Genomic DNA, 23,063 nt, shown 5'->3' on the forward strand with positions numbered 1-23,063 from the left:
TGAATTCGGTAACCCGATGAGGGCCCCTAGTCCAAACAGTGCTCTACCTCCAAGACTCTTACTACGTGAGGCTAGCCCTAAAGCTATTTCGGAGAGAACCAGCTATCTCCAAGTTCGATTGGAATTTCTCCGCTACCCACACCTCATCCCCGCACTTTTCAACGTGCGTGGGTTCGGGCCTCCATCCAGTGTTACCTGGACTTCACCCTGGACATGGGTAGATCACCTGGTTTCGGGTCTACGACCACATACTCAATTCGCCCTATTCAGACTCGCTTTCGCTGCGGCTCCGTCTCTTCAACTTAACCTTGCATGGGATCGTAACTCGCCGGTTCATTCTACAAAAGGCACGCCATCACCCATGAACGGGCTCTGACTACTTGTAGGCACACGGTTTCAGGAACTATTTCACTCCCCTTCCGGGGTGCTTTTCACCTTTCCCTCACGGTACTGGTTCACTATCGGTCACTAGGGAGTATTTAGCCTTGGGAGATGGTCCTCCCTGCTTCCGACCGGATTTCACGTGTCCGGCCGTACTCAGGATCCACTCAGGAGGGAACGAAGTTTCGACTACAGGGTTGTTACCTTCTTTGACGGACCTTTCCAGGTCGCTTCATCTACCCCGTTCCTTTGTAACTCCATGTTGAGTGTCCTACAACCCCAAGAGGCAAGCCTCTTGGTTTGGGCTATGTCCCGTTTCGCTCGCCGCTACTCAGGGAATCGCGTTTGCTTTCTCTTCCTCCGGGTACTTAGATGTTTCAGTTCCCCGGGTATGCCTTCCATACCCTATGTATTCAGGTAAAGATACTGTTCCATTACGAACAGTGGGTTCCCCCATTCGGAAATCTCCGGATCAAAGCTTACTTACAGCTCCCCGAAGCATATCGGTGTTAGTCCCGTCCTTCATCGGCTCCTAGTGCCAAGGCATTCACCGTGCGCCCTTTCTAACTTAACCTAAAAGGTTTATAACTCTTACTTACATAAGAGAGAAAATCTAAAATGGCGATTACTCGATGTTTACTTTGCTTCTTCATTACGATTATCTAGTTTTCAAAGAACGAATGGTTTGAGAGAATTGTACTCTCAAAACTAAACAAACAAAGATCGCGAACAAACTGTTTTGTCTGGCTCACAAGTCCAGCTTTATCCTTAGAAAGGAGGTGATCCAGCCGCACCTTCCGATACGGCTACCTTGTTACGACTTCACCCCAATCATCTGTCCCACCTTAGGCGGCTGGCTCCTTACGGTTACCCCACCGACTTCGGGTGTTACAAACTCTCGTGGTGTGACGGGCGGTGTGTACAAGGCCCGGGAACGTATTCACCGCGGCATGCTGATCCGCGATTACTAGCGATTCCGGCTTCATGCAGGCGAGTTGCAGCCTGCAATCCGAACTGAGAATGGTTTTATGGGATTGGCTAAACCTCGCGGTCTTGCAGCCCTTTGTACCATCCATTGTAGCACGTGTGTAGCCCAGGTCATAAGGGGCATGATGATTTGACGTCATCCCCACCTTCCTCCGGTTTGTCACCGGCAGTCACCTTAGAGTGCCCAACTGAATGCTGGCAACTAAGATCAAGGGTTGCGCTCGTTGCGGGACTTAACCCAACATCTCACGACACGAGCTGACGACAACCATGCACCACCTGTCACTCTGTCCCCCGAAGGGGAAAATCCTATCTCTAGGAGTGTCAGAGGATGTCAAGACCTGGTAAGGTTCTTCGCGTTGCTTCGAATTAAACCACATGCTCCACCGCTTGTGCGGGCCCCCGTCAATTCCTTTGAGTTTCAGCCTTGCGGCCGTACTCCCCAGGCGGAGTGCTTAATGCGTTAGCTGCAGCACTAAAGGGCGGAAACCCTCTAACACTTAGCACTCATCGTTTACGGCGTGGACTACCAGGGTATCTAATCCTGTTTGCTCCCCACGCTTTCGCGCCTCAGCGTCAGTTACAGACCAGAAAGCCGCCTTCGCCACTGGTGTTCCTCCACATCTCTACGCATTTCACCGCTACACGTGGAATTCCGCTTTCCTCTTCTGCACTCAAGTCCCCCAGTTTCCAATGACCCTCCACGGTTGAGCCGTGGGCTTTCACATCAGACTTAAAGGACCGCCTGCGCGCGCTTTACGCCCAATAATTCCGGACAACGCTTGCCACCTACGTATTACCGCGGCTGCTGGCACGTAGTTAGCCGTGGCTTTCTGGTTAGGTACCGTCAAGGTACCGGCAGTTACTCCGGTACTTGTTCTTCCCTAACAACAGAGCTTTACGACCCGAAGGCCTTCATCGCTCACGCGGCGTTGCTCCATCAGACTTTCGTCCATTGTGGAAGATTCCCTACTGCTGCCTCCCGTAGGAGTCTGGGCCGTGTCTCAGTCCCAGTGTGGCCGATCACCCTCTCAGGTCGGCTACGCATCGTCGCCTTGGTGAGCCGTTACCTCACCAACTAGCTAATGCGCCGCGGGCCCATCTGTAAGTGTCAGCCGAAACCGACTTTCAGCTTTTCCTCATGAGAGGAAAAGGATTATCTGGTATTAGCACCGGTTTCCCGGTGTTATCCCAGTCTTACAGGCAGGTTGCCCACGTGTTACTCACCCGTCCGCCGCTAGACTCCGAAGAGTCTCGCTCGACTTGCATGTATTAGGCACGCCGCCAGCGTTCGTCCTGAGCCAGGATCAAACTCTCCAAGAAAGTTGATTAGCTCATTTGTTACGTTGGCTCGTGTTCTTACTATATTAATAGAAGATACACGATTAATATTGTTTGTTTGCACGATTTTGTTTGTTTAGTTTTCAAAGAACAATCATCGCTCAAAAACGACTTTATTAATATATCATTTTAGGTTATTAAAGTCAACAACTTTTTTTACTTAACTTAAATCGTTTCGCTGACGACTTTTCAAATAATACAGGAGATTAATAGATTGGTCAATGCCTATTAAATAAAACATTAAAAAAATTGGCTGTGTTAAAGGTTAATGTTGATATTGGCACTCTGTTTCTCTTCGTTTCAGGCCGAAGACTCCTGCGGGAGTACGGGTCAGGGGAGACCCCGCAGGAGCAAAGCGACGAGTTATCATGAACGAAGCTAGCTCCTTACTCGTAACATCGTAGATTACTTTGGTTAGAATGTTTACTGGAAAAAACATAACCAAATCAGAGCTACATTACGGATCGAGCTAGTTATTATGAAGGATACCATAAAATATGTAGGTTTATACGTATCAAAAGAAAAAATAGCTGTTGCGATTGCAGATGAAGGTCGGGATGAGCCTAAATATTGGGGGATGATTTCGAATACACCAGAAGCAGTTAAGAAATTGATGAAAAAGTTAGGAAACGGCGAGAACTTACGAGTGTGTTACGAAGCAGGTCCTACCGGATATGCATTGTATAGGTTATTCCTTACTCTAAATATTCACTGTATGGTTATAGCGCCATCTTTAATTCCTCAAAAACCTGGTGAGCGTATTAAAACGGATCGTAGAGGTTCCGTTCGACTCGCTCAATTATATCGAGCAGGAGAATTAACTTCTGTTTACGTTCCTACTCCAGAAGATGAAGCTTTACGAGATCTTGTTAGATGTCGAGAAGATGCAAAAGAAGACGAATTAAGAGCTAAACACCGATTAAGTAAGTTTTTACTTCGATATGATATCCAACCACAATTAAAGGAAAAAAAATGGACCGTAAGGTACTATAGATGGTTGGACACGTTAAAGTTGGAAAACTCTAAACTACAAGTGGTTTATCAAGAATACTATCATCAAATTAAAGTGATACAACAACGAGTCCTAAGATTAGAAGAAGAAATCAAAATACAAGCAACGGACAGTGTTCATGCCCCAACCATCCAAGCTTTACAAGCGTTAAGAGGCGTAGCACTTATTGGAATCGTCATGTGCGGCGTCTATTGGTGGAGTCAGCTTGGAGTTATCGATATAAGCCGTCAATAAAGGGTGAATTACAAAAGAGACAAAATGGACAATCGCCAACCGTTCTGGCAATATCCTGGAAAGCACAAAACCGGCTACATAAGAAATATTTTCGATTGTTATCAAGAGGAAAAGAAAGTGGTAAAGCGAGAGAGTTAGCGGGTTTTATTTGGGCAATCACACAGGAAATTGATGAGGTAGTACCAACAGCTTAATGAAGTACGATTCTCTATGACATGAGTACATTAGAAAGAAAATAGATGGATGAGAATAGGGCTCGAAGGCAAAGAGAAAAACCGGAAAGGAAAACCCACGTGCCTCCTCTGTGCTATAACTAATTAGATTAACGCACGTCTCGAGTTAGTGGATAAGGCCTTTATACGGAAAGATAAAATGTGAAAACCCACGGATATCAGAGCGCTAACCGCAGTAGAAGTTTTTACCTTCGTGCCGAGGCTCTCCGCAACGCCCGCGGAAAGCGAAGTGCCTGGAACGGAAATCAACAGACAAGTTTAACACAGCAAAAAAATTAATAAGCCTGCTCCAAAATCCGATGAGATACCTAATCACTAAAAAAGGCAGCCTCTTATCTTCATCATTATCTTTAAGATTAAAAATGGTAATTTTTACCATTTTTATGAAAAATATTTTCACATGCTTGTCCTTTTGTGCATAAACTACCATGAGAAAAAAGAAAGGAGTGATTCATTTGCCTGGACCTGGTAGACAAAAAGGACAAAAAGGACAAAAAGGACAAAAAGGACAAAAAGGATTTCAAGAAGATGAACTGTGCTATGAGTTTAGAAATTTCGTAGGCAGAGAAGTAACACTTAGAACAGAGTCTGGTGATACTTTTCAGGGTGAACTCAGAAAAGTTACAGAAAGTGGCATTGTGGAAATTGTTGAAACAACTATTCTTTCACCCTTCTCAGAAGAACAATTAACATTTGTTCGCTGCAGAGATATCGAAAGCTTTTCAGTAATACTGTCAGAGGAACTAGAAGAATCATCATCAGAATAAATATTTCAGAAAAAATCATATACCTTCTATCTATATAAAATGTATATAATTTTCCACTTCTGATCATTTTTTAATAGGGGTTTAGGAACTATGAACATACTATTTATTTCATCAGGGTTTTTAGGGATTTATCCCATTTTTGAAGATACAATAGAAAATGCATTTAAAACAATGAACCATTCTATAGCCAAAATCCCCCCAATGTATACGGAGGAAACTGTTGAGCTGATTGAAAGCTTAGATCCGGATTTTGTATTTGCCTTTGTTGGATACAAAGTAGATTACAAATTAATACAGATTCTAAAACAAAGAGGGACAACTCTTGGTGTTTGGCTTACAGAAGACCCCTATTATATTGACCAGTCTGTTAATTTAATAGAGCAATATGATTATATATTTACTATTGATATAGGTGCATGTGAATATTATAACATAAGGTTCCCTAATAAAAAAATTTACCATCTTCCACTAGGAACTGATCCCACTCTTTACTATCCAGCCAATATTCCGAATCATTATCTTTATGATTTATGTCTCATTGGTTATCCTTATACAAACAGAATAGAATTAATCAAACATATCTTAGACCAAACATCCTATTCTTTGCTATTAGTGGGGCCAAACTGGTCAAAATTTATTAATTATAAAAATAATCATCAACTGAAAATTATCAATAAATGGATTAAACCAGAGTTTGTAAGACAAATCTTTTCTCTCTCCAAAATCATCTTAAACCCTCACCGATCTTATAATTTTCATAAGAATCAAAATACACTTGGAATTGAAAGTAAGAGCATTAATAATCGTACTTTTGATATTGCAGCTTGTGGGGGATTTCAATTAATAGAAAATAAATTAGATTTAACCCTGCATTTTGATACCTCTAGAGAAATTGTCCCCTACAATAATTTTGATGAATGTGTTCATTTAATCAATCAGTTTGTAATGGATGAAAACTCCAGAAATTTCTATAGTCAAAATGCAAGAGAGAGAATTTTGACAGATCATACTTTTACTCATCGTATTGAATTATTACTTAAACAAATAAACGGAAACGAAAAATAACTAGGACTGTTTCATAAAAACAACCAAACTCTGTCTAATATTATGAACATCTATAAATCTTAGAATATAAGAATAAGGAAATCTTAGACCCTTATTACTATTTTGGTTTCACAATCCTTTGAAACTCCAGTTATATCCTACAAGTGAAAGAGGGAGAAAATTGCATGAATTAAAAGGAAAAACCATCCTAATAACGGGTGGCACAGGGTCGTTTGGAAAAAACTTTGTTAGCAAGATTTTAAAAACAGCTGTAAAGAAAGTCATTATATTCAGCCGCGATGAATTAAAGCAATATGAAATGGCTCAGGAGTATAACGATCCTAGAATTCGCTTTTTTATTGGAGATGTACGTGATAAAGAAAGATTATTTCGTGCCTTTAATGGTGTCGATATCGTCATCCATGCTGCTGCATTAAAGCATGTAGGTGTATGTGAATATAATCCGTTTGAAGCCATTAAGACCAATATCCATGGTGCGCAAAATATAATTGAAGCTGCCATTGACAGAGGGGTAGAAAAAGTCATTGCTCTAAGTACAGATAAAGCTGCAAATCCGATTAACCTATATGGGGCCACTAAGTTAGCATCTGATAAATTGTTTGTGGCCGCAAATTCTTATACTGGAGGCAAAACCACGAAGTTTGCTGTTGTCCGTTATGGAAATGTCGTTGGCAGCAGGGGCAGTGTAGTCCCTTTTTTCCAAAAAGTGAAAGAAACAGGTAAATTACCGATTACAGATAAGCGGATGACACGATTCTGGATCACTTTAGACCAAGGGGTTCAATTTGTGATTGATAGTTTGAACAGAATGAATGGCGGAGAAATTTTTGTGCCTAAAATCCCAAGTATGAAGGTAACGGATCTCGCGGAGGCAATTGCTCCTGACTGTGAAATAGAGGTTATTGGTATTCGACCAGGGGAGAAATTGCATGAAACCATGATCACGGAAGACGATGCCCGCCGTACCGTAGAATTTGACACCCACTATGTTATTCAACCAGAATTCCCGTGGTGGAATGATAAATATACAAGCAGCGGCAAGCCATTACAGGATGGCTTCAGCTATGTGAGTAATACCAACGAACATTGGCTATCGGTAGTTGAGCTAAGGAACTTAGTGAACAAGTAGATACAAAGGAAGGAGCTTGAAATGGACCATAAACCGATGAGAAATATCTATCTACCTTACGGCCGACAATGGATTGACGACGATGACATCGAGGCCGTCGTCAATGTATTAAAAAGTGATTACCTTACGACAGGACCGGCAGTTTCTAAGTTTGAACAGGAAATCGCAAACTATGTGGGAGCCAAATACGCAGTAAGTTTTTCCAATGGGACAGCAGCATTGCATGGTGCATGCTTTGCTGCTGGGATTAGCATAGGAGACGAAGTCATTACAACCCCTATAACCTTCGCTGCCAGCGCTAACTGTGTTCTTTATCTAGGAGGAAAACCTATCTTTGTAGATATAGATCCTAAAACTTACAATATCAATCCAAAAGAAATAGAGAAACAGATTACCAATAAAACAAAAGCGATTATCCCTGTCGATTTCACAGGACAACCTGTCGATTTAGAGGAAATTTATGCAATTGCAAAAAAGTATGGTCTCGTGGTGATCGAAGATGCAGCACACGCTCTAGGGGCCAAATATAAAGGAAAAAAAGTGGGATCGATTAGCGATATGACCATGTTTAGTTTTCATCCCGTAAAACATATAACTTCCGGTGAGGGCGGAGTGATCACAACCAACAATAAAGAGTATTATGAAAAAATGCTGCAATTTCGATCTCATGGAATAACTAGAGACCAAAATAAGATGCTTGAAAATCATGGTCCCTGGTATTATGAGATGCAGTTCCTTGGATTTAATTATCGATTGACAGACATTCAAGCGGCACTAGGAACCAGCCAGTTGAAAAAGATTGATAAATTTATTGAATTAAGAAAAAAGTATGCAGCAATGTATAATGCTGCTTTTGCAACGATTCCGCAAATAACGATTCCTTACCAGCATTCCGAAGCAGAATCAAGCTGGCATCTTTACATTATTCGCTTAAACCAGGATTTATTAAAAGCGAAGAGAAAAGAGATAGTTGAACATTTATTATCAATGAACATCGGTGTAAATGTTCATTATATTCCTGTCTACCTTCTTCCTTATTATCAACAACTAGGATTTCAAAAAGGACTTTGCCCACAAGCCGAAAAACTTTATGAAGAAATAATCACTCTACCCTTATTCCCCAAGATGAGCGAATTAGATGTATCCGATGTCATTCAAGCTGTCAAAAAGATTGTATCCTACTATTCTATATAACTAAACAATTTCCCGATACTACAGAAAAAAATTACTCCGCAGTTGAAGCATTTTCCCGCGGACCCTGATGAAGAAGGGATTACTAAAAATGGATCAGGTAAATCAAAAAAACCACCCTAAATTGACCTTGGGTACAGTCCAGTTAGGACTAAAATATGGTATTGCAAATAAAATAGGTATGCCCAATGTGCAGGATGCTATTGAAATCTTAAACTACGCTCTTTTAAATAACGTCACTGAATTCGACACTGCTCCATATTATGGTGAAAGCGAACCCTTAATTGGGCGCTTTTTACAGGAACAAAAAAAGCATTCACAAAGCTTACCCAAAATTTTTTCAAAACTGCCAGAGGTAAAAATGGCTGACACCACTTCATACCGTGAATTACTTCAAGAGGTGGAACGGAATCTTAGAGCATCGTTAAATAAATTGGCGATTCAATCGATTGACGGCTATTCTCTTCATCATGAACGGAATCTGACATCACATCAGGGTAAGTTGATTGAATGCTTGGTAACGTTAAAAAAACAAGGGCTAATTAAAAATATCGGCGCCTCTGTTTATACACCGGAAGCGGTAAGACAAGTAATTGAATCAGACTGTTTTGATATGATTCAAGTCCCTATTAACGTTTTAAATCAACAGTTAATCCACTCTGGATTACTGGAAGAGTTGTCAAAGCACCATATAAAAATTTATGTACGAAGTATATATTTACAAGGTCTACTGTTAATGAAAACCGATGAATTACCTGACAAGTTAAAATTCGCAAAAAAGTGGCTCGATCCATTTCATGAAATTGCCTCAGAAAACGAAATGGACCCTTCTGTACTTGCGTTTTGTTTTGTTAGAGATTTACCTCAGATTCATAGCATCGTGATTGGTTGTGAAACATTAAGCCAATTAAAGAATAATATTAATATGATGACATTACCAAAATTGCCAACTTCGGTTGTACATCAATTAACGGAACTTTTCAGAGACGTTCCTGAAAGAGTGAGCAATCCAACGCTATGGAAATAGGGAGGCTAAGGTCGAGTGTCAATAAATGATTTGTTTAGTCTTAAAGGTAAAAATGCTCTGATTACTGGTGGTGCAGGCCATTTAGGAGCAGCGATTTCAGAAGGATTAGCGGAGGCCGGGGCAAATCTTTTTATTGTCAGTAAAAATCAAAAGAAGTGTCAACGATTGGCTGATTTATTAAACCAGCGTTTTCAACTGAGCTGCCAAGGTCTATATATGGATGTAAGTAATTCTGACTCCATTGCTGAATGTTATGCGGAGATTCATAAATCTGGAAAAACAATTGATATCCTTGTCAATAATGCTTATTTTGGTTCCAGTGGGACATTAGAGACAATGAAGGATGCGGATTGGTATAGCGGGATGGAAGGAACCATTAATAATGTATATAAATGTACTAGATCAGTGTTGCCTTATATGGTTTCTCAAAAAGGCGGAGTCATCCTTAATGTGGCTTCGATGTATGGCGTTGTATCTCCTAATCCCGATTTGTATACTGGAAATCCCTTTAGTAACCCTCCCCATTATGGTGCTGGAAAGGCAGCTATCATCCAATATACACGGTATCTTGCCTGCCATTATGGGAATAAGGGGATAAGAGCAAACTGTATTTCCCCAGGTCCATTTCCAAATTTAGAAGTACAGAAAGATACAGAATTTATTGATCGTTTAAGTGAAAAAAATCCCTTAAGGAGAATCGGGCAGCCAGACGACCTAAAAGGTGTGATTGTCTTGTTATCCTCAGAGGCTTCAAGTTATATCACTGGACAAAATATTTCGATCGACGGCGGCTGGACGGCTTGGTAGATCACAGAACTCTGAAAATATAAAGTCCTTCATTAGGAGGTGGATGTTTTGAACATTGTAGCAATTATTCAAGCAAGAATGGGTTCAACAAGATTACCGGGAAAAGTCATGAAAGAAGTTCTGGGTAAACCATTGCTTGAACTCCAAATTGAGAGAGTTAGAAAATCAAAGTTAATTAATCGAGTAGTGATTGCAACAACGAAAAAGGAAACGGAACAGCCTATTATTGACCTATGCAAGAGGCTGTCAGTGGACTATTTCAGAGGCTCGGAAATGGATGTGTTGGCTAGGTATTTTGAAGCAGCAATTCAATACAAGGCTGACGTGGTGGTCCGCCTTACGTCAGATGATCCATTAATCGATCCAACTATTATTGATAAAATCATTGCAGAATTTTTATCCAATCCAAGTAAATATGATTATGTTTCTAACTCGATCGTCAAAACTTACCCTCTTGGTTTGGATACTGAAGTATTCTCAATGAATGCCTTAAAGCAGGCCTATTGGGAAGCCGAAAATCCAGCATTTCGTGAACATGTCACACCATATATACGTCTTCACCCTGACAAATTTAACATAGGAGTTGTTTTACACCCGGTCGATTTAAGTTCTTATCGCTTAACGGTAGATACAGAAGCGGACTTAGAGTTAATATCACGAGTGCTGGAAGAGCTTTATATAAAGAAAAGGGATTGTTTTACCCTGGAAGATATCATTGTTTTATTACAGCAACACCCGGAGTGGCTTTTACTAAACTCTCATATCGAACAGAAAAAATTAGAGGACGAATTATGAATGTATATATACGTGTAGACGCCTCATTAGAAATCGGAACAGGCCATGTGATGAGATGTTTAACCCTCGCAGATAAACTACGTGAACAAGGGGCAGTTGTCTGCTTTATTTGTCGTGAACATCCTGGACATTTATGTGGATTAATTGAACAAATTGGATATACGGTTTTAAAACTCCCTGCCCCGAAAGCCCCTTTGCACTGTCACTGGTTAGGTGTTCCCGTAAGTGTCGATGCATCGCAAACAAAAGAGCTATTGGAGGGTAAAGTCATTGATTTGTTAATCATCGATCACTATTCCCTAAACATAGAGTGGGAATTGTGTTTAAGAGGAACTGTAAACAAAATCATGGTGATTGATGATTTGGCTGATCGGAAGCACGATTGTGACTATTTATTAGATCAAAACTATCTTGAACATTATCAATATAGGTATCTCCCATTAGTCCCTCCCTATTGTAAAACATTTCTCGGACCAAGCTACGTTCTGATAAGAAGCGAGTTCTATAAACAAGCAAAGAGAATTCGAAGTGGAAAAGTACAGCGAATTTTCCTGTTTTTTGGCGGGATTGATCAAACCAATGAAACAGGAAAAGCACTTGCAGCTTTTTTGGAATTAGGCCGCCAGGACATTGAAATAGACGTAGTCGTTGGACACTCCAACCCTTTTAAAAAAGAACTTGCCTCCCTTTGTCATTTGCATGATCATCTCCATTTTCATTGTCAGGTAAATAACATGGCTCAACTAATGTCCCATGCAGATTTGTCTATTGGGGCAGGCGGCACAACCACTTGGGAACGATTGTATCTAGGACTTCCTAGTATTGTCATCAGTATTGCTGCCAATCAGGAAAAGATTTGCGAAGGTCTTGCCAAGGAAAAAGTGATTAAATACCTCGGAAAAAAGGAAACTGTTACGCAATCATTTCTAACCCTTCAATTGAAAGAATTGATTGAAAATGAAGTCGAACGATTGGAAATGGCAAGATTAGCGAATCTTTTATTCAAAGATGCAAAATTTAACCAACAAACAATGATAAAACAAATACTGGAGTAGGTAGAATCATATGGACTATTTTATAAGAGAATTAACAGAAAAGGATAAAGATATCCTCTTTCAATGGAGAAATAGAGAGTCCATTCGGATAAATATGTATAATGATCAGTTGATTCCTTATGAACAGCATTGCAAATGGTTTGCGAATGTTTTGCAAAATCATGCTGATTTATATCGACTCTTTATTTATCAAAATATGCCATTAGGACTCATCTCATTTCATAATATTAACCAGCAAAATCAAACCTGTTCCTGGGGTTTTTATATTGGTGAAAAGAACGCTCCAAAGGGTGCCGGTACCATCATGGGCTGTTTTGCGCTCGAATACGCCTTTTATCATTTAAAAATCAGAAAAGTCATTGGTGAAGTTTTATCCTTTAATAAACGAAGTGAACGTTTTCATCAGAAATTAGGATTTATCCAAGAAGGATTTTTTAAAAAGGAAATATGCAGAAATGGCCAGTTTATTGATGTGATCCGATTGGCTTTATTTGAAACGGATTGGCAACTACAAAAACAGCAGTTAAACTTCCATTTTCCTGCAGAGGAGTGATTAGATGAAGGAGATAAAACTTGGAGATCGAATGATTGGACCCAATCATCCTCCATTTATTATTGCGGAAATGTCAGGTAACCATAATCATTCACTGGAACGTGCTTTGGAAATCGTTGAAGCGGCTGCAAAAGCAGGGGCTCACGCATTAAAGATTCAAACCTATAAGGCGGATACCATGACGTTAAATTTGGCAAAGAAAGATTTTATGATCGATGATAAAGATAGTTTATGGTCTGGAAATAATCTCTATCAACTATATCAACAAGCCTATACTCCGTGGGAGTGGCATCAGCCTATTTTTGATAGATGCTTGGAATTAGGACTTATTCCCTTTAGTACCCCTTTTGATGAAACGGCCGTGGACTTTCTCGAAGACTTAAATATCCCTTTTTATAAAATAGCTTCTTTCGAAAATAATCATATCCCGCTCATAAAAAAGGTTGCTTCCACAGGGAAGCCTATGATTATATCAACAGGTATGGCCACGCTAGCCGAATTAGATGAAACCGTTCGTACAGCAAGAAATGCAGGGTGTAAAGATATCATTCTTTTAAAGTGCACAAGTACTTACCCTGCTACCCCCGAAAATACTAATATATCAACGATTCCTCATATGAGGGAATTATTTAACTGCCAAGTTGGATTATCGGATCATACGATGGGAATTGGCGTTTCGATTGCTAGTGTAACTCTAGGAGCAACTGTTATAGAGAAACATTTTACACTTTCCCGTGAAGATGGTGGTGTAGACTCTGCTTTTTCTATGGAGCCGGATGAAATGCATTCGTTAGTTGTGGAAACGGAACGAGCATGGCAAGCTATTGGTGCCGTAACTTATGGAGCAACTGGACAAGAAAAGAATTCAATGAAATTTAGGAGATCAATCTATATTACGAAAGACCTAAAAGCCGGAGACATTTTTACAAAAGATAATCTAAGCGTCATCAGACCCGGTTATGGATTAGCTCCCAAATATTACGAACAGTTATTAGGAAAAAAGGCAGCAATAGACATAAAGGCTGGTACTCCCACAGATTGGACTATTTTATAGGTAAAGGACGCCTACTGTATAACTGTTAGAATAGTTATACAGAGGGCGTCCTTTTCATCTCTGAGATTTATCGATGTATACAATTATTTATACTCGTTAATTACCATTCTTGTTTATGAATTGAATAAATGTTAAAACATTCTCTGCATTAATAGTGGGACCATCTTGTATTTCATCCAGAGTGTTATCATAAAAAACTCTGATATCCTTTGAATCAAAACCTAGTTTTTTAAATACGAATTTCGAGAGTATATGACATTTCTTCCCACCAACAATTAAATAAATTTGATCACTTTTTCCTTTAACTAGGGTTCCGTCTACAATTTCATCAGCTGTTGAATAAACTTTAATTCCAGTGAAATTAAATAAAAATTCTTGAAATTTCTTACCAGCTATTTTTTGTGGATAGGCATTGGAAAGGAATTCATCTTTTAGTAAGGTCCATTCTTTTTGCATATTACTATTCTCTAGAAAATAACCAATCATTTTTGCAAGTTTTATTGGATCATAATGTGTAAATTTCGCTAATTTATCATAATAATAGCGGTCATTTCCATCGTAATAGTCTTCTTTACGTAAACAAAACACTGGCTTATTAAATATCATCGCTTCTAACCCTACGGTTGAATATTCTTGAACTACGATATCAGCATTAGAAATAATATCATACAAATCCATTGTAGGTGGAACAAGCATAACTGAATCATACATTGAACTAATTTTTTTATATTCATCAGTTCCTAAATGTTTTATTTCAGAAGGATGAGGTTTAATGATGATGTTTATTAAAGGATTTTTTGTTAGTAGTTCAATGAAGGATGACCAAGTATTAATATCACGGATCATATTTGTGGCAATAAAAACAAGTTTTTTTTCTGAGCTAATTTGTAGATTCTGAATAAACTCGTTCTTAGACATGTGTTTCTTTGTAAAGATTTGATCAAATCGAGGATGACCTGTAATTTCTAGAGAATTCTCTGAAACTCCTTGTCTTTGGTACCATTCCTTTTCATAAGGGCCAAATACAGCATATTTTGAGGCAAAAGCAGGCATATAACCCATTTCGTTCCCTATAATGCCGTGCTGGGTACATATACTTGGGATGCCTCTGGAATTAGCAACCAACGTAAGAATCCGACTAAACATACCACTTGTATTTCCAACAATAACACACGCTACATTGACTTGATTAAAGAAGTTGTCATAAGCTGCTAATAAATCGACCATGATCGGAATATCTTCTATAAATTTATTTTGAAAGTTCTTATTACTATAAACGGGATGTTCATGATATTGAGAAAATAAAGACTGCGTTTTTTTTATAAATTTATTAGTTAACCCTATTACATCCTCACGATAATGATCTAAAAGATGAACTGTACCTAATTTTTTCAAATTTTGGATATATGTTCTATACGAATTTGTATTTTTCATTTTTGGCGAAAACAGGAAATCAGTTTTATCCTTATCGAAAGTAGATAAATATTCACGTGGAAAACGTAGTAGATCTCCATCGTGAATTAGAATATTACCAGTTTTCGTTAAATTTGAATGGTTATTTTGAATAGTACTTAAGAACACATCAAAGTGCGGTTGAATTTGATTCTCCTTTTGAATTTTATTCCTTAATTTATCGCCAAATGAATCTACTTTCATTAGTGATTTTATCTCATCATCTATATAAGTTTGCAGTGTAGATAATAACGGTAAAGGAATATTCTTATAGTTTATTTCTTGAAAATCATTAATAAAATCGATAAATACCGACCAAAAATGTTTAAAAAATGTATTCAAAAAATCACTCCAGTTTATTAATATTTTGTGAAATTATCTAATTTCTGTAGTTAGCTTATTAATTAACTCTATTAAACAATTACCCGAAAAATTTTGTGGGTACGCAAAAGATAGAAACTCCTTACGTTTAGTTTCATAATAATTTTTGAAGGATTCGTTATAGAAAACATTATTAATGTTTTCTGCAATTTTTCTCGGCTCAGATTGAACAAGATCACCCATTTTATCAAAATAGTTAGTATTTACACCATGTTTAAAAACGATAATTGGTTTTCCAAATAGCATTGCTTCTAATCCAACCGTTGATGAATTTACCACAACAACATCAATAGTTGGAAGAATATTATATAAATTTAGATTTGAAGTAATTTTAACTGCTCTATACTTTGAACTAAGCATTTTGTAATATCTTAAACTCTTATTATTAAATTCCAATGGATGGGGTTTAATGATTATTTCGTTAGTATGATCCATAACAAGATGTTTTATTAATTTCTCCCATTCAAGGAGATTATTAGGTTCAGTTGCGATTAGTACCCTTTTTTTTCCGTACTTTACTCTTCGGTCTTTTTTTAGTGAACTAGTCATTTGCTTTTTTGAGAAGAGTTCATCGAAACGAGGATGACCAACCATTTCAATTCGTTCCTCTAATACACCATTATTTATATACCATGCTTTTTCATATTCTCCATAAACAGCCTGTATGGTAGAAAAAACAGGTAGATAGCCCTCTTCCTTCATAATTAACCCATGCTGCATACAAATACTTGGAATTCCTTTGGAATTGGCCACTGCCACAATACTTCGGCTTATAGGATCCTCTGTTGTTCCTACAATAATACAAGAAATCCGAACTTCCTCAAAAAAACGGTTTATAGCTGCCAAATTCTCCAATAGTTCAGGAAGGCATTCCATAAATTTCTCTATAAGATTATTATTTTTTCTAAAGATATGATTACTTTTAGGAGATAAAATAATATCCTTTATCTGTTCCTGATATTTTTTTACTGGTTCTGATACATCTTTTTTATATTGTTCTAAATAAATTGTAGGAATTACTTTATTTCCCCCCATGTTTTTTTGTTTTCTTAAAATTACCGTCCCCGATGGGTCAAAATATTTCTTAAGTATGTTATTAGGAAAGCGTAAAACATACTCATAAAGAAGAATCTTCCCAGAGCTTTGATTTACAGGATTTTGGTTTGTTCCTTTTTGAATATACTTATCAAATAGCGGTTGAATTTGCGTATCAGAATAAATCTTATTCTTTAGATTGTCCTTAAAGGATGAATTCTGCATTTTCTGAACCAATTTGCCATTATCTTTTAACAAACCTGAAAAATCACAAAGCAAAGGGATTAATATACCCATATATTCTACTTCTTTGAATTCCTCTATAAAATCAAGATACAAAGACCAATAATGTTGTTGAAAAAAACTCAAGTCAACTCCCCCATTAAATATTCTATGAAATTTTCATCTTTTTCGTTTACTAAGATTAACTAATTTTATAGCCTATTTTTGGACAGGCAGTTATTATAAATGGACTATTTATCGAATACGATTTGGAAAAAATTCAATAATGAAAGCCTGGCAACTAGAGTTTATTGCCTTAATAAGTTATTAAACCCTTTTGATTTATACTTTGAAGTGGAACTTCCAGATATTTTTTCATTAAGCCATCCAGTTGGAACTGTAAGGGGCAGGGCTAAATACTAAATGACCATTTTGACCTTCAACAAACCTCGCCATTATTACCGCCCGTCCAACAATCTGGACCGGCTTACGTTTATTTAATTAGGTAACTTTACTCAAGGCGGGTTTCAAAGAAGTGTTTATTCGCTTCAAATAAAGCTTCATGAGTTCCTGCATCAAGCCACCAGCCTTTCAAAATATCATAACGAAGTCCCTTTCCTCTAATATAGAGATTATTTATATCTGTTATCTCCAATTCTGACCGTGTCGATGGTTGTAGTAACTCAATTAAATCAAATACATTTTTGTCATAAAAATAAACACCTGTTACACAAAATGTCGAGCTGGGATTATCAGGCTTCTCAATAATGGAAAGTATAGTTTTTTTTTCTTCATCTAATATGGCAACTCCATATCTCTTAGGATCCTTCACTTCTTTTAAGAGCACTTTTGCACCATAAGGTTCATTTTGAAAATCCTCAATAAAAGGTCTTAAATCATCATCAAACAGATTGTCCCCTAACATAACGATACATTGATTATCAACGAAAGATTTTGCGCATACTAAGGCATCGGCAATACCTCCGCCTTTTTCACTTTGAACGGTATATGTCAACTTAACACCTAATTCATTACCATTACCAAATAATTCTTTAAATGAACGTAAGTCTTGCTTGTTAGTAATAATTAAAATCTCCGTAACACCTGCTTGTTTCAACTTATTTATCGGCCAATAGATCATTGGATATGGACCAACCGGGAGCAAGTGCTTGTTGATTATTCTGGTAAATGGATCAAGACGGGTGCCTTTACCACCACCTAATATTACTCCTTTCATCTTTTCATTCCTTTCCATTTATTTTCTCTCTTTTTACCCACCACCATTTGTTATCCTGATACCAATCAATGGTTTGAACAATGCCAGTATCAAAAGTATATGTTGGTTTCCAACCTAACCTCTCTAATTTAGAAGGATCTATCGCGTAACGCTTGTCGTGACCTAAGCGGTCTGGTACAAATTCAATCAATTCTTCAGACTTTCCTAAAAAGTTAATAATCGTTTTAATCACTTCAATATTTGTTCGTTCATTATGTCCACCGATATTATAAACTTCCCCGTTCGCACCCTGATGAAGGATAAGGTCGATTGCCGCGCAATGATCGAGGACATGGAGCCAGTCACGAATATTTTGACCGTGCCCAAAAACCGGTACCTTTTCGTTATTTAATACTCGTAAAATCGTTAGCGGAATTAATTTTTCAGGAAATTGGAAGGGGCCATAGTTATTGGAACAACGAGTGATATTGATTGGCAGACCATAGGTTTCAAAATAAGCTCGTACCAATAGATCAGATGATGCTTTACTCGCACTATAGGGACTATTAGGTTTTAGTGGGGTATCTTCTGTAAAGAAGGAGGACGGCTCAAAATCTAGTTCACCATAGACTTCATCAGTGGAAACATGAATAAATTTCTTCACACCATATTGTTTGGCTGCCTCCAATAACACCTGTGTTCCTAACACGTTGGTCCGGACAAAGATCTCTGGATCAGCAATCGAACGGTCGACATGACTTTCTGCAGCAAAGTGAACAACGTGGGTAAATTTTTCATTATTAAAAGTCGAAAAAATTAGGTTCCGGTCAGTTATATCTGCTTTTATAAAGTGGTAGTTCTCTTTTTTTTCTGAATCACGATGTTTAGTAAGATCACCAGCATAGGTTAATGCATCTAAATGATAAATTTGATAATGCGCGTATTTTTTCACCATATATTGGACAAAGTTTCCACCTATAAACCCGGCTCCACCCGTGACAAGAATTTTAGTCCTTACCATAGATTTTCACCTCAGCTTATAAATTGTGTAAAAAACGTTTTAATGAATCTTTCCAGGTTGGCAGTGGATTAAATCCCTGCTCCATTAATTTTTGTTTAGATAGACGTGAATTTTTTGGACGAATCGCCACAGTAGGATATTCCTCAGTTCGAATAGAACGGACTCTTACCTTTTTTCCAGTGATTTGAAAAATTTCTTCCGCAAATTCCGCCCAATTGCAATACCCTTCATTCGTTGCATGGTAGATTCCAAATTTGTTTGTTTGAATCATATCTAATAATAAAGGGGCTAAATCCAATGTATACGTAGGCGAACCAACTTGGTCCCCTACTACATTTAATTCATTCCGGGTTTCCGAATGCCTAAGCATCGTTTTAACAAAATTGTGTCCATTTATCCCATAAACCCATGAAATCCTGACAATGAACCAATCAGTTAATATGGACTTTACCACTTTTTCTCCTTCATATTTTGTTAATCCGTAATAGCCTGCAGGATTGGGTTCATCTGTTTCCTTAAACGGGACCTCGCCGATTCCATCAAAAACATAATCTGAACTTATATACATAAACTTAGCCTTTACTGCTTTTGCAGCATTTACTAGATATTTCGTACCGTTCACATTAACATCCCAACAGTTTTCCTGATCACCTTCTGCCTTATCAACAGCCGTATAGGCAGCACAATGAATAATAGCATCAGGTTTAATTGCGTTTACTCGCTCATACACCACCTGGTCATTCACAAGGTTTAAATCCTTAGAACCAAAACCAATAATGTCTAAGCCACGTTTCACCCCTTCACGAACAACATCATATCCGAGCTGGCCAGTAGATCCGGTTACTAGAATTTTCATGGTTTACACTCCATAGATAAAATTATTGTTAGCTTTTGATAAGGGTGGGGCATTTTCATCTTTTACCGATAATATTGGGGTAAGATCATGAGGCCACTTAATGCCAATCACTTGATCATTCCAACTAATTCCACAGTCAAATTCTGGTGCATATAACTCATCAACCTTGTATTGGACTTCCACATCATCCATCAATGTCATAAATCCATGGGCAAATCCTTTTGGAATGAATACCTGCTTTTTGTTATCTGCACTGAGAGTTATCCCAAACCATTGGGCAAACGTCGGGCTTCCCTTTCGAATATCAACCGCTACATCAAAAATGGCCCCTTTTGTACAACGAATAAGCTTGGCTTGTGCTTTAGGATTCAATTGATAATGTAAACCCCTTAAAGTCCCCTTTGTTGCGGAAAAAGATTGATTATCTTGGACAAAATTGCAGTCAATCCCGGCTTGTTGAAATAATTGATGACTATACGTCTCCATAAACCAGCCGCGATGATCGCCATAAACCTTAGGATCAAAAATTTTAACTCCTGGCAAAAATGTTTCCATTACATTCAAATTACATCACCTCGTACTAATGTATGCGGACTCTTGCTATTTAGTAAAAAACATGTTGCAAAAAATATTCCTCCGGCAAGAAATTTTTTTAAGCAAGAATTGTTAAAGGTTATTGTTGATTTTTCCACTCTGTTGAGGTGGACTTATTCGAGGATAATAACAACTTATCAACATTAATACTGGTTATATCCACACAATCGACGGAGATATCCACAGTCTTTCAACCTTTATACACAGATTGTGTGAATAAATTTTGAGTTTTCCAAAAATATTGACCAATGGATGAAAATATCCACAAAACTCACAGTTTTATCCACAAAATTAACAACTTTACCCACAATTCATATTAATATATCCACATTATCGATGAATATTATCCACATACCCCATTACAAAAGGCCTAGCGAAATGGCTAGGCCTTTGTCATTATCTATTCGAGTCTTCTGCCGGATTTTCACTGTCATATCGATCAACAATTTCCTTTAACTCTCCCGTATCGCCTTTTGCATTAATAATTTCAAAAATTTCATTTAAACCTTCACTCGATTTATCCTCATTCTGCTTCACCGCGGCACCCCCTTTTTTTATAGGGTGCCCGATGTTGATGGAAACTATTTCTATAGGAATTTTGCCGAAAACATTCTTGACGCATAGCAACTGTTTGAACGAGCCTGCTTTCATTGTTCGTTTGTTCAAAGTCTTGAGTAAATGATGTGCGTAGCAACAGACTCACTTTAACTAAATAGAGCTTGGATTTCTCCAAGCTGCTTTCATTATTTAACGATGGCTCCCCTTAATTGGTTAATACCAAACTCCAAATATCCCTTTAGACAGGTCAACATAAAGACCCAGCCTTCTTTATTATCCAGAAGATTACTCATGAACTCGTCGTCATCTTCTCTGAATCCTTCTTCGGTAATCTCAATGATGGTGCTTGAAGAATCCAATTCTTCGAGTGAAATCGTTACTATGTTTCCTTTCCCATCTGTGCCCCAGCGGTACACAATTTTCTTGTTGGGCAAGACCTCGATGACTTCAATAACTACTTCGGCATTGTATTCTTCATATCTAAGCGTGACGGTCTGGCCCTGTTCCCATCTTGCAGCTGATGAGAACCAAAAATTCTTGATTTTCTCAGGGTCCACGAAAGCCTCAAACACCTCATTCACTGGTTTCATGATTTTAAATTTTGTCCGATTGTACATTTAGTAAATCCCCTCTCAATCATTAACGTTTCTACATGTAATGGTTGTCCTATGGAAGTATTTTATACCATAAAACGTAAAAAAAGCCGGTATCACAACACTGGCTTTCCCTACATATATGGTTTCATTTACATTTTTAACGCGAATTCAAATGCTTTACTATTATGATAACTTGCTCTAACGATTAGCTTGGCTCTTAATTCCTCATCCAGACAGTCTTGCTTTAATAGTTCATTGTGGCGGTGCTGGAGTAAATGATAGTAATATTTGCACTTTATCAACATTTTCAACACAAAAAATCCCCCTCATTAGTGATGAACATAAATCGCAGGAGTGATCGTGTTCGGTAACTGGCAAGCATCGTTTTTAAAACCTTAGCCCCTGTAGTTTTGCGTCACCACTTTTCAATGGTTTTGCCGTTTCGTACGATTTATGTGTTTATTTAGAATATAAGCAACTAATTTATAAAATAAAAGTGCCTTTGGACCCACAATCTATCAATCTTTGGAAAATTATTCTTCCTTTTTTGGTTGCAGCTAAATGCTTGATGGGCTGGTTAATGCATCTTAAAATTCCCACGCCGTATACAATACCTTAGGAACAGCGGAAAAAGACGTTTTAAAGTCGATGTTCCTGTCCATGATGTTACTGGGGTGAATTTATGACTATGTTTAAGATACGGTTTGTTTTTCTATTTCTTGTTGTGTTTACACTCTCATTAGCAGGCTGCACAGGGACACTTCATTTTTTGCAGGATGAAGGGAACTTGACGAAGAAAAGTTCTCCTCGTGCTGAAGATCATCAACAAAATGCTGGCAGTCAAGCGGTTTCCTCCCAAGAAGTTATACCTGTTCTTGTGAATAAAAGCAATAAACTGCCCGATCAATTTCAGCCAAGCGATTTAATTTATCCAGATATCCCCTTTACCTTTAAACAAAAGTCAGAAAAGCGGCAAATGAGAGCTGATGCCGGTGCAGCAATTGAAAAATTATTTGCCGGCGCAAAACAACAGGGCGTGAATCTGTTAGGTGTGTCGGCCTACAGGTCTCATGCTACCCAAGCAGCGTTGTTCAACCACTACGTGAACCAAGATGGCTATGAGGCAGCAAGAAAATATAGTGCCGTTCCAGGAACGAGCGAACATGAAACCGGCCTTGCCATTGATGTAACGGGCGGGGATGGCAAATGTGCCGCCGAAGACTGCTTCGGGGGTACTGATGAAGCGGTTTGGCTCGAAGATCATGCAGCGGAATATGGCTTTATCATCCGCTACCCGAAAGGCAAAGACGACATCACCGGCTATCAATACGAACCATGGCATCTACGCTACGTCGGTAAAACAATCGCCAAAGAAATCATGGAACGCGGCATCACGCTTGAAGAATATGTGGACGCCACCGTTGTGAATAAGTGAATAACTGATATATTTTGATTTTGATTTTGGTGCCTGACACCAAAATCATTTTTAATAAAATAGGCC

General features: G+C 38.2%; 21 protein-coding genes, 2 rRNA genes and 1 riboswitch (1 of these 24 only partly in view). Of the genes, 12 read left to right on the forward strand and 11 right to left on the reverse strand.

From position 1 onward, the window contains the following. Together AC4QJR_RS24675 and AC4QJR_RS24680 are read right to left on the reverse strand one after the other, a co-directional pair. Positions 1-955: ribosomal RNA gene (locus tag AC4QJR_RS24675) — 23S ribosomal RNA — on the reverse strand (it extends 1,982 nt beyond the left edge of the window). Positions 956-1,153: 198 nt separating this feature from the next. Continuing rightward, a 16S ribosomal RNA gene (locus AC4QJR_RS24680) occupies positions 1,154-2,691 on the reverse strand. Together the 16S and 23S rRNA genes form the textbook arrangement of a ribosomal RNA operon. Positions 2,692-3,187: 496 nt before the next feature. On the opposite strand from AC4QJR_RS24680, the gene AC4QJR_RS24685 reads away from it, so the two are divergent. The 11 genes from AC4QJR_RS24685 to pseI all read left to right on the forward strand — a co-directional run bounded on the left by AC4QJR_RS24685 (position 3,188) and on the right by pseI (position 13,631). Then, positions 3,188-3,955, forward strand: coding sequence for an IS110 family transposase (locus AC4QJR_RS24685; RefSeq protein ID WP_496524505.1), 768 nt, complete (start codon positions 3,188-3,190; stop codon positions 3,953-3,955). 688 nt (positions 3,956-4,643) lie between these two features. Continuing rightward, the gene (locus AC4QJR_RS24690; protein ID WP_496524506.1) at positions 4,644-4,955 is read left to right on the forward strand and encodes a hypothetical protein; all 312 of its coding nucleotides are present in this window, start codon (positions 4,644-4,646) and stop codon (positions 4,953-4,955) included. A 90-nt stretch (positions 4,956-5,045) separates the two neighbouring features. Beyond that, the gene (locus AC4QJR_RS24695) at positions 5,046-6,020 is read left to right on the forward strand and encodes a CgeB family protein (protein ID WP_496524507.1); all 975 of its coding nucleotides are present in this window, start codon (positions 5,046-5,048) and stop codon (positions 6,018-6,020) included. Between the two features lie 160 nt (positions 6,021-6,180). Next, the gene (gene pseB / locus AC4QJR_RS24700; protein ID WP_496524508.1) at positions 6,181-7,149 is read left to right on the forward strand and encodes a UDP-N-acetylglucosamine 4,6-dehydratase (inverting); all 969 of its coding nucleotides are present in this window, start codon (positions 6,181-6,183) and stop codon (positions 7,147-7,149) included. A gap of 21 nt (positions 7,150-7,170) precedes the next feature. Further along, the gene (pseC, locus tag AC4QJR_RS24705) at positions 7,171-8,343 is read left to right on the forward strand and encodes a UDP-4-amino-4,6-dideoxy-N-acetyl-beta-L-altrosamine transaminase (protein WP_496524509.1); all 1,173 of its coding nucleotides are present in this window, start codon (positions 7,171-7,173) and stop codon (positions 8,341-8,343) included. Positions 8,344-8,431: 88 nt separating this feature from the next. Then, positions 8,432-9,367 carry an aldo/keto reductase gene (locus AC4QJR_RS24710; protein WP_496524510.1) on the forward strand — a complete coding sequence of 312 codons (936 nt, stop codon included), beginning with the start codon at positions 8,432-8,434 and terminating at the stop codon, positions 9,365-9,367. A 15-nt stretch (positions 9,368-9,382) separates the two neighbouring features. Continuing rightward, entirely contained in the window at positions 9,383-10,174 is a 792-nt protein-coding gene (locus AC4QJR_RS24715) for an SDR family NAD(P)-dependent oxidoreductase (RefSeq protein ID WP_496524511.1), read from the forward strand. A gap of 48 nt (positions 10,175-10,222) precedes the next feature. Continuing rightward, on the forward strand, positions 10,223-10,969 hold the full coding sequence (locus AC4QJR_RS24720; RefSeq protein ID WP_496524512.1) for a cytidylyltransferase domain-containing protein: 747 nt from the start codon (positions 10,223-10,225) through the stop codon (positions 10,967-10,969). Further along, positions 10,966-12,024 (forward strand): UDP-2,4-diacetamido-2,4,6-trideoxy-beta-L-altropyranose hydrolase, encoded by a 1,059-nt coding sequence (gene pseG / locus AC4QJR_RS24725; RefSeq protein ID WP_496524513.1) that lies wholly within the window; start codon positions 10,966-10,968, stop codon positions 12,022-12,024. Before AC4QJR_RS24720 ends, pseG begins: the two co-directional genes overlap by 4 nt. Positions 12,025-12,034: 10 nt before the next feature. Beyond that, positions 12,035-12,577, forward strand: coding sequence for a UDP-4-amino-4,6-dideoxy-N-acetyl-beta-L-altrosamine N-acetyltransferase (pseH, locus tag AC4QJR_RS24730; RefSeq protein WP_496524514.1), 543 nt, complete (start codon positions 12,035-12,037; stop codon positions 12,575-12,577). A 4-nt stretch (positions 12,578-12,581) separates the two neighbouring features. Continuing rightward, positions 12,582-13,631, forward strand: coding sequence for a pseudaminic acid synthase (pseI, locus tag AC4QJR_RS24735; protein WP_496524515.1), 1,050 nt, complete (start codon positions 12,582-12,584; stop codon positions 13,629-13,631). A gap of 96 nt (positions 13,632-13,727) precedes the next feature. Here the strand turns inward: pseI and AC4QJR_RS24740 are convergent, their stop codons facing one another. From AC4QJR_RS24740 to AC4QJR_RS24780, 9 genes are all read right to left on the reverse strand, one after another. Further along, positions 13,728-15,425, reverse strand: a complete 1,698-nt coding sequence (locus tag AC4QJR_RS24740) for a CDP-glycerol glycerophosphotransferase family protein (RefSeq protein ID WP_496524516.1) — start codon at positions 15,423-15,425, stop codon at positions 13,728-13,730. 33 nt (positions 15,426-15,458) lie between these two features. Then, positions 15,459-16,868 carry a UDP-N-acetylglucosamine 2-epimerase gene (locus AC4QJR_RS24745; RefSeq protein WP_496524517.1) on the reverse strand — a complete coding sequence of 470 codons (1,410 nt, stop codon included), beginning with the start codon at positions 16,866-16,868 and terminating at the stop codon, positions 15,459-15,461. Between the two features lie 364 nt (positions 16,869-17,232). Beyond that, positions 17,233-17,958 carry a sugar phosphate nucleotidyltransferase gene (locus tag AC4QJR_RS24750; RefSeq protein ID WP_496526739.1) on the reverse strand — a complete coding sequence of 242 codons (726 nt, stop codon included), beginning with the start codon at positions 17,956-17,958 and terminating at the stop codon, positions 17,233-17,235. 4 nt (positions 17,959-17,962) lie between these two features. Next, positions 17,963-18,958 carry a dTDP-glucose 4,6-dehydratase gene (rfbB, locus tag AC4QJR_RS24755; RefSeq protein ID WP_496524518.1) on the reverse strand — a complete coding sequence of 332 codons (996 nt, stop codon included), beginning with the start codon at positions 18,956-18,958 and terminating at the stop codon, positions 17,963-17,965. A 16-nt stretch (positions 18,959-18,974) separates the two neighbouring features. Then, positions 18,975-19,814 (reverse strand): dTDP-4-dehydrorhamnose reductase, encoded by an 840-nt coding sequence (gene rfbD / locus AC4QJR_RS24760; protein WP_496524519.1) that lies wholly within the window; start codon positions 19,812-19,814, stop codon positions 18,975-18,977. A gap of 3 nt (positions 19,815-19,817) precedes the next feature. Further along, positions 19,818-20,378 carry a dTDP-4-dehydrorhamnose 3,5-epimerase gene (gene rfbC, locus AC4QJR_RS24765; RefSeq protein WP_496524520.1) on the reverse strand — a complete coding sequence of 187 codons (561 nt, stop codon included), beginning with the start codon at positions 20,376-20,378 and terminating at the stop codon, positions 19,818-19,820. Positions 20,379-20,804: 426 nt separating this feature from the next. Further along, positions 20,805-20,945: a hypothetical protein gene (locus AC4QJR_RS24770; RefSeq protein WP_496524521.1), complete on the reverse strand. Its 141-nt coding sequence runs from the start codon at positions 20,943-20,945 to the stop codon at positions 20,805-20,807. 206 nt (positions 20,946-21,151) lie between these two features. Further along, the gene (locus AC4QJR_RS24775; protein WP_375375430.1) at positions 21,152-21,583 is read right to left on the reverse strand and encodes an SRPBCC family protein; all 432 of its coding nucleotides are present in this window, start codon (positions 21,581-21,583) and stop codon (positions 21,152-21,154) included. 128 nt (positions 21,584-21,711) lie between these two features. Beyond that, positions 21,712-21,876, reverse strand: coding sequence for a hypothetical protein (locus AC4QJR_RS24780; RefSeq protein ID WP_496524522.1), 165 nt, complete (start codon positions 21,874-21,876; stop codon positions 21,712-21,714). 49 nt (positions 21,877-21,925) lie between these two features. Beyond that, a riboswitch (cyclic di-GMP riboswitch) is annotated at positions 21,926-22,011 on the reverse strand. 239 nt (positions 22,012-22,250) lie between these two features. On the opposite strand from AC4QJR_RS24780, the gene AC4QJR_RS24785 reads away from it, so the two are divergent. Beyond that, entirely contained in the window at positions 22,251-22,997 is a 747-nt protein-coding gene (locus AC4QJR_RS24785; RefSeq protein ID WP_496526740.1) for a M15 family metallopeptidase, read from the forward strand. Positions 22,998-23,063: the final 66 nt, after the last annotated feature.

The organism is Neobacillus sp. BP17, assembly GCF_059579525.1.